Below are 14,837 nucleotides of genomic sequence, written 5' to 3' on the forward strand. Positions count from 1 at the left end.
TCGGTCACGATATGCGTATGTACTCGAACCTTGCCGCAAAACGGCTGTTGGAGGAGGTCAAAGCGCGGTATGGCTCGGCCGAGGCATTCTTCGAATCCTTGGACAACCTGCGCATCGACCCGATAGCCGACACCACCGAGCTACCGCCCATGCCGGAGCTGCGCGGGCTCGACTGAGCCTGCGCGGATGGCTACCGGACACGCCCTACTGGCGCGCGTCCGGTAGTCGAAGCGTCGGCGGGTCCGGCTCGATCCGCACGGTGTCGCTCAGGCTGTTGTCCGGCGGTATCGGCCTGCGCGGCTCGCGGACGCCCGCGGCGCCGCCACCGGCCTCACCTGGACCCTGACCACCGCCTGCGGGCACCGCGCCCCGGCCGAACAGTCGACGAATCGCTCGCATCAGCTTGGTCATCATCTCGCCAGTGTGCGCCCCTTCGACTCGGATGGCATCGGTGTTCACAACCGGCGAAGCCGCGGGGTCAGCGGGTCGCGGCGAGCAGTTCGACGATTTCGGCGGTGCCGCCGGTTTCGCCGAGGCGCGGGAAGATCTTGCTGACGCTGTGCTGGTGGGCCTCGGCGTCCGAGTCGGTCATGGCGTCGACGGCCAGGGTGACGTGATAGCCATGTTCGTGCGCGGCGCGGGCGGTGGATTCGACGCCGATGCTGGTGGCGATTCCGGCCAGCACGATCTGGGTGATGCCGCGGCGACGCAGTTGCAGATCGAGGTCGGTGCCGTAGAACGCGCCCCAGTTGCGCTTGGTGACGTGGATATCCTCCGGATGGCCGGTGAGCTCGTCCACGATCAGGTCCCAACCCTCGGGCGGATTTCCGCCCGGATACGGAAATTCATTGCGCCCTTTGACCTGATCGGCACCATCGAGCGCGAACGAGACGCGGACGAGGACGACCGGCAGGCCGTGCTCCCGGAATGCGTGGGCGAGTGCGGCGGAATTCTCGATGACCGCGGCGGCCGAATGCGGTTGGCGCGGTGCGGCGACAATGCCTTGCTGGAGGTCGATGACGACCAGCGCGGTGCGCTCGTCGAGTGTGGTGACCGGCATGAATTACCCTTTCTGAGCTGAATTATACTGGGACATAAGAAAGTTCAAGCGGAGTCGCGTCCCACCCGCGCGAGCGAGCGGTCGGCGAGCGTGACGATGACCAGCAGCACCGAGACGACGAGCAGCAACAGTGCCAGCTCGTGCACGCCGGCACTGTCCGCGACGTGCGGGAATACCGCGGCATTTGCCGCCGCCGCGATCAGCGCACCGAGATACGTTCCGGTGCGCAATAATCCGGCCGACGACGCCATCCGCGCCGGATCGGCCTGGTGGTACAGGGCGTTCTGATTGGCGAGCCCGTTCAGTCCCTGCGGCAGACCGCTCAGCACACCGACCACCACGAGCAGCCAGATTCCGGTGTGCGGACCGAGTAACAGCAGGCACGCACACGCCGCGACTTGCAGCAGACCACCGGCGATGAGCTTGCCGCGCACTTGGTGACGCCGCCCGGTGATCGCGGTAATCGCGATGGCGCTCAACGACATCGGCAAAAGCACCAGTCCGGCCACGGACGCACTCAGCGACCGTCCCTCCTCCAGCCATTGCGTAAAGCCGTACAGGAAGGCATAAGCCGTGACGAAGGCGAGCACCTGACGGCCATAGGTGGCCAGCAACGGCGCATTGCCGCCGAGCACTCGCAGATCGATGAACGGCTGGGCGGCGCGCAACTCCCGCAGCACGAATCCGATACCGACCACACCGGCGAGCAGGAGCAGATACCAGTGCGCGACAGCCGGTTTCATCAGAAACAGCATCGAGGCGACCAGCGTTCCCGCGAACAACACCATGCCGGTGATATCCAGGCCACCGCCCTGCCGTGCCCGCACGCTCGCGGGCAGCTCGGCCAATTCGGGCAAACTCATCCGCCCGAGCACCAGACAGGCCAGCGATAACGGCACATTGACGGTGAAGATCAGATGCCAACCGCCGACGCCGATCAGCGCCCCACCCAGGGTCGGCCCGACCACCGCCATCACCTGATTGGCGATCGACAACATGGCGAGCACCCCGGCCGGGCTCTGCGACCCGGTGCGCTCGGATTCGCTGCGCAACAAGAACATCGAGGCCGGATATGCCGCCGAGGTACCGAAGCCGAGCAGCACTCTGGACAGGATCAGGACACCTAGCCCAGGTGCGAAGGCGCCGAGTACGCCCGCGATACCGACCAAAGCCGTACCGAGCAGATAGAGCGTGCGCGGTCCGTATCTGTCGACGAGCCGCCCGACCACCGGCTGCCCGACCGCGGTGGCCAGATACAGCGCCGACACCAGCCAGATGGTTTCCGACGGCGGCGCGCCGAACGCCTTGCCGATCGGCACCAGCGCCACCGCCAGCATCGAGGAGTTGATCGGATTCAGAATCGAGCCGAGAATCATCGGCGCGATCAGCCTGCGATCGAATCCCCTTACATCAGTGGATGATTCGGAGCACTCTTCGACGGCCGTCATGATTGCGCCACATCGTCGAGCAGTGCCAGTGCCTCGAGGATGGTGCGTCGCTGCGCCTCCGTGTACCGCTCGTGCAGCGTGCGCGCCAACCACTCCTGACGCACCTGCCGGTCGCCCTTCAGTCGCTCACGGCCCGCGTCGGTCAACGACAGCAATTGCCTGCGCCCGTCCGTGGGATCCGAACGACGCTCCACGAATCCGTAGCGATCCAGCGCCGCGACGGTCATCGCCATCGACTGCGGCCGCACCCGTTCGGCCGCGGCTAGATCGCTGGTGGATGCCGCGCCGTCGCGATCCAAGCGACTCAGCACCGCCGTCTGCGAGGGGGTGAGGTCGTCATCGGCGGCCAGTTCGCGCAGGCGCCGCCGCAGCCTGCCGACGACCACCCGCACCTCACTAGCGGCTCGGACGGCCGATTCGGAGATCTTCTCGTCCATGCCATCGACTCTATTTTATCCAGTCTCAACTGTACAGTTTCAACTACACAGTTTGAGCTGTATATCACGCGGGATGCGGGCGGCGGACCCACCGAGCCGTTATCGTCGGACAGGTGGCCAGTAAGTCCGCGTCGCCCGCTGTCGAACTCGACGTCGGCGACCGCACCGTCCGCATCTCCAACCCGGACCGGATCTACTTCCCGGAGTCCGGCGCGACCAAGCTCGACCTGGTGCAGTACTACCTGAGCGTCGGCGACGGCATCGTCCGCGCGCTGCGGGACAGGCCGTGCATGCTGCACCGGTTCCCCAAGGGGCTCGCGGGCGACAAGGTGCATCAGAAGCGGCTGCCCGCCGGCGCGCCGGACTGGATTCCCACCGTGCGCGTCTTCTTTCCGCGCTACAGCCGACACGCGGACGAACTCTGCGTGGACAAGCTGGCCGATGTCATCTGGGCGGTGCAGATGTCCACGGTCGAGTTCCATCCGTGGAACTCGCGCCGCGAGGACACCGAGCGTCCCGACGAATGGCGCATCGACCTGGACCCGATGCCGGATTGCCCGTGGTCGCGGGTGCAGCGAGTCGCGGGCGTCGCGCAGGAAGTGCTCGACGAGCTGGGCGCGGTCGGCTGGCCGAAAACCTCCGGCGGCAAGGGCATGCACATCTATGTGCGCATCGCGCCGGAGTGGGGTTTCACCGAAGTTCGCCGGGCGGCGCTGGCCTTCGCGCACGAGGTCGAGCGCCGCGCACCCGACGATGTGACCACAACCTGGTGGCGCAAGGACCGCGATCCGAAACTGCTGTTCGTCGACTACAACCAGAACGCCCGCGATCACACCATCGCCGCCGCCTATTCGGTGCGCGGCGTCCCGGAGGCGACGGTCTCGACCCCTGTCCGCTGGGACGAGATACCCGACGTCGACCCGCGCGACTTCACCATGAAGACGGTCCCCACCCGCTTCGCCGAATTCGGCGATCTGCACGAGGGCATCGACGAGGCGGTGTTCCGCATCGACCAACTGCTGGAGTGGGCCGAACGCGACAATCTGGACGTCGACCTCGACGAGGATTGACCGCCGAACGATCGTCACACAGGGTGGCGGCTGGAACCGGACAAAGGGCACCGGTGCTACGGTTCGCTTCGGAGACAGCCGCGGGCGCCGTGCCAGTGGTTTTGCCGGGACAGGAGGTCGTCATGAGCCCCGCCGAGGTTCCGGTGCCGGTCGCGATCGGCCCGTCGACGCCCGCGCCGACGTTGCTGCGCAAGGCCGTGGTCGAGGGCGGCGCGACCGTCGCGGATCTGCCGCAGGCTCGAGCCTTGATCTGGGCGGGCGGGCCAGGTGAATTCCCGGACGAGTTACCGCCGTCCGTCGAATGGGTGCAGTTGCCCGCGGCCGGTGTCGAGGACTGGTTCACCGCGGGCATTCTCGCTCGGCATCCGGAGGTTCGATTCACCTCCGCCGCAGGCGCTTTCGCCGCGAGCGTGGCCGAGCACGCACTGATGCTGCTGCTCGCCGGGGTGCGTTATCTGCCAGAGCACCTCCGGGCGGGAAGTTGGCGACAGTACGATTTCTTCCCGCATGTCGGCACACTGCACGGCAAGACGGTGACCATTGTCGGTGCGGGCGGGATCGGGCGCGCCCTGATTCCCATGCTCGTCCCGCTCGGCGCGCACATCATCGCCGTCAATCGCTCGGGCCACCCGGTGACCGGACCCGGCATCCCGGACACCGTCGAGACCCTTCCGGCCGAACATCTCGCCCGCATCTGGCCGCGCACCGATCACGTGGTGATCGCCGCCCCCGCGACGCCCGAGACGAAACACCTGGTCGGAGCCGAGGAACTGGCCCGGTTGAAGCCGTCGTCCTGGGTGATCAATGTGGCGCGCGGCAGCCTCATCGATACCGACGCACTGGTGGCCGCGCTGGCCTCCGGCGCGATCGGCGGCGCCGGTCTCGATGTCACCGATCCCGAACCGCTGCCGGATGGCCACCCGCTCTGGGTGCTGCCGAATGCCATTGTCACACCGCATGATTCGAATCCACCGCAGCTGCGGCTCGCGGCTTTCGCGGACCATGTCGGGGCGAATGTGCAGCGCTTCACCACCGGGCGCGACCTGCTCGCTCCGATCGATATCAAACGGGGTTACTGACCCACCCCGGGCCCAGGTCGGTGTCATTCAGCTATGAGCACTGGAATCCACCACGGTGAGCGGCGGCCTCCAGCACCCTGTCGCGAACACTGAACGGGCAGCACCGCATTCCCTCGGATTCGATCGAGGCCTGGCTCAGAATGTCTGCACCATAAAAAGCCTTTTTTAAATGTGCCATTGACAACTGGCACATTCATGTCTGACGCTTAGGTCATGACAAGGTCAACGAGGACCTCGGTCCCCGGCGTTCCGACGGTGCCGTCGGCACGGTCCAGACTCGCTGCCGCGGCATGCGAGATCGGGCTGCGGCCGCTGAACAACGCGGTACCCATGAACGCACCGGGAGTGTGGTTCGCACGCAAGCTGATCGCGACGATCATGGCCACGGCGGGTCCGACCCCGCGTGACATATCCGTCGCCCAGGTCAGGTCCGGCGCTGTCCGCGGCGAATGGGTCCGCGCACCCGGCGTGGATTTCGGACAGCGCGCCATCTACTACATTCACGGCAGCGGCTACGTCCTCTGCTCGGCCCGCACCCATCGCGGTTTGGCCGCACAACTGTCCAGGAAGACCGGACTGCCGGTCTTCCTCACCGACTACCGGCTCGCGCCGGAGCATCGGTTTCCGGCCGCCGCCGATGATGTCGAGGCCGGATACCGCTGGCTGCTCGACCGCGGTTTCACCGCACAAGACCTGGTGATCGCCTGCGACTCCGCGGGTGGGCATCTGGCACTGGATCTACTGATCGAGAACGGCCGCCACGCCCGCCCACAACCCGCCGCCGTCGCGATGTTCTCCCCGCTGATCGATCTCACCCTCGGTTTGGCCGCCGAACAGGAACGGCGGCAACGGGATCCGGTCATCTCGGCCCGCGCGGCCGGACGACTTCCCTATGCCTATACCCGCGACCTGCCCGCCGACGCACCGCGCCTGCGGCTACAAATTCCACCGGGTATGGCCATGCCGCCGCTGCTGATCCAGGCGGGCGGCGCCGAAATGCTCTGCGCCGACGCCCGGCACCTGCACGCGATGGTGCGCGATGCGGGCGGCGACTGCGCACTCGAGATCTGGCCGGGCCAGGTGCACGTCTTCCAAGCGTTGCCGCTACTGGTTCCGGAGGCGGACAGGGCATTGGATCGGGCCGCCGAATTCCTCCGTACCGCACTGATTTCCCAGACCGTCACGAAGAAGGTGAGCTGAGATGTTCGGACTGGAAAGGCTCATTCCGATCGGCATCCGACCGCGGCGCAGCCATGGCGCCCGCGCGGTGGTGACCGGTGCGGGCAGCGGTATCGGCCGGGCCTTCGCACTCGAAATCGCCGAACGCGGTGGACAGGTGATCTGCGCCGATATCGATGAATCCCGCGCCGACGAGACCGTCGCCCTCATCGAGCGCAACCATCCGGGTGCCGCGCATGCGTTCCGCTGCGATGTTTCGCGGCGCGAGGAGGTGGAAGTGCTTGCGCGCTTCGCCGAATCGCTGTTCGAACGCCCGGTCACGCTGGTGGTCAACAATGCCGGTGTCGGCATCGGCGGAAAGCCGGTCGGCGAAATCGGTTTCGACGACTGGGAGTGGGCGCTCGGCATCAACCTGTGGGGTGTGGTGCACGGATGCGAGATCTTCGCACCGCAACTACGCGCCGCCCGCCGCGGCGGCATCATCAACGTCGCCTCCGCGGCCGCCTTCGCCGCCGCACCATCGATGGCGGTTTACAACGCGTCCAAGGCCGCGGTGCTTTCGCTTTCGGAGACCATGGCCGCCGAGATGAGCGGCACCGGCGTCGCGATCACCGTGCTGTGCCCGACCTTCGTCAAGACGAATGTGGCTCGCGACGGCCGCATTACACCGCAATCGGCCCGATTGGCCGAGACCATCATGCGCCTGACCGGCTCCTCCCCCGACAGCGTCGCGCGCACCACCCTCGACGCCCACGACCGCGGGCAGCTGTATGTGCTGCCGCAACTGGACGCGCACCTCATCTGGCTGCTCAAGCGCTACTTCCCCGCCCAGTACACCTATGCCCTCGGACTCCTGGATCGGCTACTGCCACAGGAGGACTCGACCACTACGGACCGGACCTCGGTCTCCGACAAGACGGGAGTCTGATCATGGCCAACGGTATGGACTTCGACGACATGCTCCGCAAGATCAAGGATCGCCAATGGGCACTGGCCGATATCGACTGGGATGCACCCGGCGCGGAAACGATTTCGCCCGAACTGCACGCCAAACTCAAGCCGTTCATGGCCGATCTGATGTGGATCGAGAATGTCGGTGCGCGCGGTTTCGCCGCCATGGCGAAGAAGGCGCCGACCGAAACGCTGCGCGAGATCTACCGCTACTTCCACGCCGAGGAGCAGAAGCACGCCAATGCCGAGCTCGCGCTGATGCGGCGCTGGGGCATGCTCGACGGCGATGAGATTCCGCAGCCGAATGTGAATGTCAAGCTGGTCATCGACTTCCTGGACCAGTACTCCGACGATATGTCGCTGTCGTTCCTGGGCACGGTGATTCCGATGCTGGAGGTGGCGCTGGACGGTGCGCTGATCAAGTTCATCATGGACGAGATCGAGGATCCGATCTGCCAGGAGGCATTCAAGAAGATCAATGCCGACGAATCCCGGCATCTGGCCGTGGATTTCGCGGTGATGGATCTGCTCGGTCACGCACAGATGCGCAAGCTGCTCATCGATCTGGTCGGCGGGTGGGCCAAGCCGACATTCATCATCGGCGTGCTGAGCTATGTGCCGCTGCTGAACAAGATGCGCGACAACATCGTCGAGATGGGCGTAGACGAGGAGAAGTTGTACGCGGCGCTGAAGCGCTACGCGAATGTCGGCGAGCGCAGTGAATTCGCGCGCAGGCTGCCGATGTATCAGATCGTGAAGATGCACGGCGGCTGGGTGATCAACCGCGGCCACCCCTATCACCTGCTGGCCGACGCACTGGTCAAGATCACCGCCCGGGTGCCGAAGCGGCTGCTGCGGCCGCAGCCGACCTGGTCCAAGGAACTCACGTACGAGCCCGCAGCATGACGAAGGACGAGATGAACACAGCATCGCGCAGCGATTCGATGAGGGGCGGCGGTCGGGCGACGGGTGGGCATATCCTGGATGTCGCCATAATCGGCGGCGGATTCGCCGGTATCGGCGCCGCGATTCGCCTGAAGCAAAAGGGAATCGGCGATTTCGCGATCTTCGAACGCGGCACCGCGATCGGTGGGACCTGGCGCGACAACACCTATCCCGGTGCGGCGTGCGATATTCCGTCGCGGCTGTACTCCTACAGTTTCGCGCCGAACCCGGATTGGTCGCACACCTACTCCGGCAGCAGCGAAATCCTCGGCTATATCGAGTCGATGGCCGCGAAGTTCGGACTGCACAAGCACTTCCGCTTCGGCCACAACGTCACCGGAATCGCGTTCGACGAGGACGCCGGGGTCTGGCACATCACGATCGAGGACCGCGCGGAGACCATCCGCGCCAGAGCGGTGGTGTTGGCCTCCGGGCCGCTGGCCAATGCGAGTCTGCCGAACATTCCCGGCATCGAGGACTACCGGGGGCACAAGATCCACAGTGCCCGTTGGGATCACGACTACGACTTCACCGGGAAGAAGGTGGCGGTCGTCGGCACCGGGGCCAGTGCGGTGCAGATCATTCCGGAGCTGGTGGAGCGGGCGGCCTCGGTCAAGGTGTTCCAGCGGACGCCGGGATGGGTGCTGCCCCGAGTCAATCGGCGCACCACCCCCTTGACCAAACAGCTCTACCGGCGGGTGCCCGCGGCCGAATCCCTCTCGCGTCTGGCCTGGTTCTACGGACATGAATCCGTCGCGCTCGGCGTGGTGTGGAATACCCCGCTGACCAGAGTCGTCGAATTGGTCGGGCGGGCCCAGCTGCGCAGACAGGTGAAGGATCCGTGGCTGCGCCGCCAGCTCACCCCGGACTTCCGCGCCGGATGCAAGCGGCTGCTGATGACCGACGACTACTATCCGGCCCTGCAACGCGACAACTGCAAGCTGGTCACCTGGCCGATCGCACGCATCGCCGAACACGGCATCCGCACCGCGGAAGGTGTTGAGCACCAAGCCGATTGCATCGTCTTCGCCACCGGATTCGATGTCTCCAAGACGGGCACGCCCATCCCGGTCGTCGGCCGGGACGGGCGGGTCCTCGCCGAGGAGTGGCACCACGGCGCCTATGCGTACAAGAGCATTGCGGTTTCCGGCTACCCGAATCTGTTCTTCACCTTCGGGCCGAATTCGGGGCCGGGACACAATTCGGCGCTGGTGTACATGGAGGCCCAGATCGACTATCTGGTTAGCGCGATCGGCACCATCCTGGACCGGGATCTGCGCATGCTCGATGTGCGCAAGGACCGGCAGGACCGCTACAACGCGGCGATCCAGCGGCGCCTGGGCAGCACCACGTGGAATTCCGGCTGCCGCAGTTGGTATCTCACCGAGGACGGGTTCAATGCGACCATGTACCCGGGTTTCGCCACCCAGTACGTGGGCCAGCTGCGGACGGTGAACCTCGACGACTATCACGTCGTACCCGCCTCGGACACAGCGAAGCACCGGATCGCGGCGGTTTCCTAGGTGACGGGCACTGGTGGTCGGGACGCTAGACTCGGTCGGTTCGAAGACCGCATTCCGGCCGCCGGTGCAGCGTGCCCTAGTCGCTATGGGAGGTGATATCGGTGCCGGAATACCGGATCGATGATCTCGCCCGCGCCGCGGGCACCACGAGCCGGAATGTGCGTGCCTACCAGGAGCGCGGACTGCTACCGCCCCCGGTCGGCAAGGACGGGCGCGCCAGCATCTACGACGATTCGCATCTGGAACGACTGCGACTCATCGACGCGCTGCTGCAGCGCGGCTTCACCACCGCCCATATCGCCGGTTTCATCACCAGCTGGGAAACCGGCAAGGACCTCACCGAGGTGCTCGGCCTCCAGCACGCGGTGACGGCCCCCTGGGCAAAAGACGAAACCTTCGAGGTGCCCCGCGAACTGATCGGGACCATTCTCGGCACCGATACCGACGAACTCGTCGACCGGCTCGCTGAGATGAAGCTGGTGCGGATCGAGGGCGATACCGTCGCCTTCACCGATACCGCCCTGCTCACCTCATTCGCCGAATTGCATGAATACGGCCTGGAACTGCGCACGCTGATCGAGATCTATGCCAAGGTCGCCGACCGCATCGATGACATCACCCACATCATGATCACGGCCGCCAAACAGCACATCGTCGACGAACACGGGCCCGGCTGGCTGCCCGAGACCAGCAGCGAAATCGCCGACACCACAGCGATGCTCAACAAAATGCGCGAACTGGCCGTCGCCTCGGTGCACGCCACCCTGGTCCGGTCGCTCGATGTCACGCTGCGCCGCGAGTTGGGCGATTACCTCGCCACCGCCGCGGAGCGCGAACGCGGACGTACCGGTTCATTGCCCGACGCGCCTTGACCGCCAGCGAAATTCGCTGGGGTGCGCGTTGGTTTCGGGGGTTCACGCCGCCGATTGTCCGAGCTCGGGCCGACCGAGCGTTTCGGCTCGACAGGCTCGGTGCTCGGGGCACAGATAGGCAAATCCGGGCCGGATGAATGCCGGGTCCAGTCGCTGTGCGAACGTCAAGTTTTCGCGACGCCAGCAATCGCCGCATACCACTGTGTTCATGTGGCACCTCATTCCGCTCACGGGACGTGTGACCAAGGATTCCCAATTCCGGCGAAATCAACGCCATGTGAGCCCATGGCAACACAACCGTTACTTCGGACCCGGGTTCCTACTCGCCCAGGCCGCGATCTGGCTGCGGTTGGTGAATCCGAGCTTGGTCAGGATGTGTTGGACATGGTTCTGCGCGGTGCGCTCGGATAACACCAGCGCGGTCGCGATTTCGCGATTGCTCTTACCCGCGGCGACGAGAGCGGCGACTTCGCGTTCCCGTGGGGAGAGCGTCGCGCGGTTCAGCGGTGTCGCGGCGAGGGCGCGCAGGCGCTGCACCCAGGGGGCCATACCGTAGGACTCCGCCAGTGGCAGTGCGGATTTGGCCATGCTTACACCGTCCTCGGTGGCGCCGCGGCGGATCAGGAGGTCGGCCAGTTCACAATCGGCCTCCACGGCGAAGCAGCGGGCGCCGATCGCACGACAGATCTTGCGGGCGGTGCCGAGATCCTGCTCGGCGGTGGCCGAGTCGCCGATGGCTGCCGCGAATTTGCCGAGCCACAGGGTGACCGGGCCGAGGTAGTGTCCGTTGCCGCCTCCGCCGACCGCATGACCATCGCGATACGGGGCGAGGCGCTGCGCGAAGTAGCGAATGTCCTGGTCCAGACCGAGAGCCAGTGCGACGGAACCGCCGACCACCAGCGCGTTGAGCACGAAGTACGGCGGGATCACCCACTCTTCGGGCGGCCCGAGCCCGCGATACAGCGGTTCGGCCTCTGCCGTGCGACCGTCTTCGACCAGTGGAAATGCCGTGCCCAGCCGGGCGAAGATCTCGTTGCGTACCTCGCCGCGCATGGACAACGGCGGTAATTCGAAGCTGATATCGAGGTGACCGCGGTGATGGCCGATGGTGCTCACCAGCGCCCGGTACGCGCCATAACCCGCCGGATGGCCGATCGATTCGGCCAGTTCGCGCGCCTGCCCGCCGAGCCGCAGCGCCTCGTCCAGATCCCCGTGGCCCTGCGCCAAGGCCGCCTCGGCCACCAGCAGATGCCAGCGCGCCATCGGCCCGCCGGTATGCCGCACACACCAGCGCAGCCGCGACAGCTCACTGCCGATCGCCGCGAGTTCGCCACGCTCCCAATGCGAATCGATGGCCCACAGCCTGCCCCACAGTTCGATCGATGGGCTGCGCAGGCTCAGTCCGGCATCCGTCATGCGGGCTGCCAACTCGGCGCGCTCCACGCGGTGTTCCGGTGCGGCGCACGCGAGTTGACGGGCACGCAAGGCGGCGACCACGGCCTCCGGATCGCCGCACACGTCGGCGAGTTTCAGTGCGGCGCGGCTCGTCTCGTCGACATCATCGAGCAGACCCAGATAGACCGAGGCCTCCGTCGAGCGCGCGAGCAGCCGCGTCCGGAGGAGCTCCGACAGGTCGTCGAATTCCAGTGCTTCCGTGCACCATTCACGAATATCGCGATCCCAGACACGATCGCCGACCGGCTCGAGCACGAGTGCGCACTCCGCGATCAGGGTGGCATCGCCGACGCGGCGGCCGATGGTCAGCGCGGCAACGCAGTCCGCGCGGGCCGCACCGAGATCGCCCGCCCGCAGCCCCGCCGTCGCCCTGGCCAGCAGCAATCTGCCGCGATCGGCCGCGGCCGATCCGGCGGCGTGGTCGAGCGCCAGACCGTAGAGCCGCACGGCTTCCTCGAACGCCAATTCCCGCAATGCCGCATCGCCCGCGCGACGCGCCCAGTGCACCGCGGGACCGTGCTCACCGGTCACCGCCGCACCCGCCCAATGTCGGGCCAGTGCCGCCGAATGATGTTCCAGCGCATCGGGATACAGTTCCTCGATGGCCTGTGCCGCCCTGGCGTGCAGGATCACCCGCTGCTGCAACAGCAGGCTTTCCTGCAGTGCGGCACGCACCAGCGCATGCCCGAATCGCACCGCGCCCGGCTCCGCACCGACTACCAGCAATCCGGCCGCAACGGCCTCGTCCACCGCGGCCAGACACTCCAGCGCGGGCCTGCCGATCAACCGCGACGCCACCGCGATCGGAAACTCCTCGCCGAGAATCGAGGACGCCCGCAGCAACTCCTGGGTACGCGGCGCGAGCGGCACCAATCGACCGCGGACCACCTCACGCAGGGTCGCGGGCAGTCGCAGCGCACCGGTCGCCTGTAGTGATCGCCCGAGTTCGCGCAGATAGAAAGGGTTTCCAGCGGTCATCGTGTAAGCGTCGAAGGTGATCTGATCCGGGACGACCCGCCCGGCCTCGGCCTGCAGGCACTGTGCCGAATTCTCCGGCGACAGACCGGTCAGGCCGAGTGTCCTGGTCACCGGCTCCCGCAGCAGATCCGGTTTGATCGCGCGCCAGCCGGTCGCGGCATCGGATACCGCGTCACGTTCGGTGGCGCACACCAGGATTCGCTTACCGCGCAGATTCCGGATCAGATGCAGCAGCGCCTGCAGCGACGGTTCGTCGGCCCAGTGGATGTCATCGATGACGAACAGGGCCGCGGTGCCATCGAGACGATCGGCGAAGCTCTCGAACAACGCGGTGCGCTCGACCGGTGCGACGTCGACGGCCGGTAGATCGGCAAGGGCCTGCCGCCACAGCCAGAACGGCGGTGCGTCGGGCAGTTCCAGCGCCCGGGTCCACAGCGTGCGCACACCCCGCGCCTGCGCGCGCTCGGCCAGTTCGGACACCAAACGGGTCTTGCCGATACCCGCCTCGCCGGAACACACGACCAACTGCGGACTTCCGTTCACCGCAGCGTCGAGCCAGCGGAGCAGATCGGCAAGTTCGTCTCCCCGCCCGATCAGCTCGGTCGACACGCGCCACCTCCGAGACGTTGACATTACCCGCGCGGTGGTGCGCACGAGCCACCATCGCGACTAGGACGCCTCACGTTCGGTCAGGCCGTCGGTGGTCACATCGCCTTCGAAGGCGTGGATGCTCGCATCCGGACCCGGACGCACCCCCGCGCGCTCGAATGCCGGGAACAGCCGTTCGGCCGCATATCGGTCGGCGGCGGCCGCCGATTCCCAGACATCGACGATGTGCAGTGCCCCGTCGGACACTCCGACGATGTGCAGCAATTGTCCCGCGATCGGTGCATCGCCGAGTTCGGCCACGACCGCCTGGTATTCCGGCAAGCCCACTCCGGGCGTGCGGGTGATGTTGATGTACGGCATCGCTTCTCCTACCTCGCGCCACCGTCGGGTGCGGTGGTTGCAGCGAGACTACGAAGGAACCGACAGGTCCGACGTCCGCCGAACTACTCATTCCAGCTACTCATTCGCGCAGGTAGCCTCGTAGGTAGCACAATTCGGGAGGACTCGATCATGGCGTCGGAAAGTTTCGAGAGCGAAGTCGCGGACCCGCGCGCCCGGTGGCGGCACCTACCGAAGGAGCCTGACCGGTACGTCGAAGAGACCCAGGTCGAGCCGACATATTCGTCGTACACGCTGCCCGCGGTCGACCCCACGCAGGATTTCATCCGGCTCTACGGCGGCTGAGGCCTTTCAGATCTTGCGATGGGGCGAGTCGCTGTCGAAACTGGACCGGTCGAAGTTTCGCGAGTGCAGGAGCCAACATGGCCACAGCTGTTCGTCGTATCTCGTCCGGGTTCGCGGTTCTCACCGCAGTCGTCGCGTTGGGAGGCGGATCGTTGCTGGCGTCCGGCGCGGCCGTCGGCGCACCGGGGGATGTCGCCACCACGGTGACGCTATCGTGGCAGGCGGCCACCGGATGCACGGCGCAGGTGAAGGCAACGGTGGCAGGGAGTTCCGCGCTCGGGCTCGGGAATTACATTCCGCCGGTGGAGTTCTGGGATGAGGGAACGTTCCTCGGGAGTGTCACGCCGACCGTGAACAAGGCGACTCCGTCGAACGGTGTTTCGTTGACCGGCCAGGTCGATTGGAAGCCAACCACGACCGGCAATCACACGGTGCGGGCGAAGTATGTGGGCGGCAACTACACGCCGGAGTCGGAGGGCTCGGTTGTGGTGCGCGTCGGGACGGGCATCGATCTCGGGTCGGCGTGCTTGCCGATCGGATGAAACCT

Annotated in this window: 16 protein-coding genes; 10 read left to right on the forward strand and 6 right to left on the reverse strand. The window is 66.2% G+C overall.

The genetic code is table 11. The features are described 5' to 3' along the window. The first annotated feature begins 17 nt into the window (after nucleotides 1-17). Nucleotides 18-176, forward strand: a complete 159-nt coding sequence (locus ACQPZ2_RS35815) for a hypothetical protein (protein WP_433522457.1) — start codon at nucleotides 18-20, stop codon at nucleotides 174-176. Between the two features lie 28 nt (nucleotides 177-204). On the opposite strand, the gene ACQPZ2_RS35820 is transcribed toward ACQPZ2_RS35815, so the two are convergent. From ACQPZ2_RS35820 to ACQPZ2_RS35835, 4 genes are all read right to left on the reverse strand, one after another. After that, nucleotides 205-414, reverse strand: coding sequence for a hypothetical protein (locus tag ACQPZ2_RS35820; RefSeq protein WP_433522458.1), 210 nt, complete (start codon nucleotides 412-414; stop codon nucleotides 205-207). Between the two features lie 64 nt (nucleotides 415-478). Then, complete coding sequence (locus ACQPZ2_RS35825; RefSeq protein ID WP_433522459.1) at nucleotides 479-1,060, reverse strand: hydrolase; 582 nt, start codon at nucleotides 1,058-1,060, stop codon at nucleotides 479-481. Nucleotides 1,061-1,104: 44 nt separating this feature from the next. Then, on the reverse strand, nucleotides 1,105-2,508 hold the full coding sequence (locus ACQPZ2_RS35830; protein WP_433522460.1) for an MFS transporter: 1,404 nt from the start codon (nucleotides 2,506-2,508) through the stop codon (nucleotides 1,105-1,107). Further along, complete coding sequence (locus ACQPZ2_RS35835; protein WP_433522461.1) at nucleotides 2,505-2,945, reverse strand: MarR family winged helix-turn-helix transcriptional regulator; 441 nt, start codon at nucleotides 2,943-2,945, stop codon at nucleotides 2,505-2,507. The genes ACQPZ2_RS35830 and ACQPZ2_RS35835 overlap by 4 nt, the downstream gene beginning before the upstream one ends. Before the next feature lie 113 nt (nucleotides 2,946-3,058). On the opposite strand from ACQPZ2_RS35835, the gene ligD reads away from it, so the two are divergent. The 7 genes from ligD (at nucleotide 3,059) to ACQPZ2_RS35870 (ending at nucleotide 10,564) form a co-directional block, all read left to right on the forward strand. Further along, nucleotides 3,059-4,015, forward strand: a complete 957-nt coding sequence (gene ligD / locus ACQPZ2_RS35840; protein WP_433522462.1) for a non-homologous end-joining DNA ligase — start codon at nucleotides 3,059-3,061, stop codon at nucleotides 4,013-4,015. A gap of 122 nt (nucleotides 4,016-4,137) precedes the next feature. Next, nucleotides 4,138-5,094 carry a D-isomer specific 2-hydroxyacid dehydrogenase family protein gene (locus tag ACQPZ2_RS35845; RefSeq protein WP_433522463.1) on the forward strand — a complete coding sequence of 319 codons (957 nt, stop codon included), beginning with the start codon at nucleotides 4,138-4,140 and terminating at the stop codon, nucleotides 5,092-5,094. Nucleotides 5,095-5,307: 213 nt separating this feature from the next. Continuing rightward, nucleotides 5,308-6,294, forward strand: a complete 987-nt coding sequence (locus ACQPZ2_RS35850; protein WP_433522464.1) for an alpha/beta hydrolase — start codon at nucleotides 5,308-5,310, stop codon at nucleotides 6,292-6,294. A gap of 1 nt (nucleotide 6,295) precedes the next feature. Next, entirely contained in the window at nucleotides 6,296-7,201 is a 906-nt protein-coding gene (locus ACQPZ2_RS35855; protein WP_433522465.1) for an SDR family NAD(P)-dependent oxidoreductase, read from the forward strand. Between the two features lie 2 nt (nucleotides 7,202-7,203). Continuing rightward, nucleotides 7,204-8,130 carry a ferritin-like domain-containing protein gene (locus tag ACQPZ2_RS35860; protein WP_433522466.1) on the forward strand — a complete coding sequence of 309 codons (927 nt, stop codon included), beginning with the start codon at nucleotides 7,204-7,206 and terminating at the stop codon, nucleotides 8,128-8,130. A gap of 38 nt (nucleotides 8,131-8,168) precedes the next feature. Continuing rightward, nucleotides 8,169-9,692, forward strand: a complete 1,524-nt coding sequence (locus ACQPZ2_RS35865; RefSeq protein ID WP_433527613.1) for a flavin-containing monooxygenase — start codon at nucleotides 8,169-8,171, stop codon at nucleotides 9,690-9,692. A 101-nt stretch (nucleotides 9,693-9,793) separates the two neighbouring features. Continuing rightward, entirely contained in the window at nucleotides 9,794-10,564 is a 771-nt protein-coding gene (locus ACQPZ2_RS35870) for a MerR family transcriptional regulator (protein WP_433522467.1), read from the forward strand. 300 nt (nucleotides 10,565-10,864) lie between these two features. Here ACQPZ2_RS35870 and ACQPZ2_RS35875 read toward each other — a convergent pair whose 3' ends face one another. Together ACQPZ2_RS35875 and ACQPZ2_RS35880 are read right to left on the reverse strand one after the other, a co-directional pair. Beyond that, the gene (locus ACQPZ2_RS35875) at nucleotides 10,865-13,606 is read right to left on the reverse strand and encodes an ATP-binding protein (protein WP_433522468.1); all 2,742 of its coding nucleotides are present in this window, start codon (nucleotides 13,604-13,606) and stop codon (nucleotides 10,865-10,867) included. A 60-nt stretch (nucleotides 13,607-13,666) separates the two neighbouring features. Beyond that, nucleotides 13,667-13,966, reverse strand: coding sequence for a hypothetical protein (locus tag ACQPZ2_RS35880; protein ID WP_433522469.1), 300 nt, complete (start codon nucleotides 13,964-13,966; stop codon nucleotides 13,667-13,669). Between the two features lie 150 nt (nucleotides 13,967-14,116). Here ACQPZ2_RS35880 and ACQPZ2_RS35885 point away from each other — a divergent pair, with 150 nt between their 5' ends. Together ACQPZ2_RS35885 and ACQPZ2_RS35890 are read left to right on the forward strand one after the other, a co-directional pair. Next, nucleotides 14,117-14,290 (forward strand): hypothetical protein, encoded by a 174-nt coding sequence (locus ACQPZ2_RS35885; protein ID WP_433522470.1) that lies wholly within the window; start codon nucleotides 14,117-14,119, stop codon nucleotides 14,288-14,290. Between the two features lie 77 nt (nucleotides 14,291-14,367). Continuing rightward, entirely contained in the window at nucleotides 14,368-14,832 is a 465-nt protein-coding gene (locus ACQPZ2_RS35890) for a hypothetical protein (RefSeq protein WP_433522471.1), read from the forward strand. The last annotated feature ends 5 nt before the right edge of the window (nucleotides 14,833-14,837 follow it).

Source organism: Nocardia pseudovaccinii, from assembly GCF_050942345.1.
In the GTDB taxonomy this organism is placed as follows: domain Bacteria; phylum Actinomycetota; class Actinomycetes; order Mycobacteriales; family Mycobacteriaceae; genus Nocardia; species Nocardia pseudovaccinii.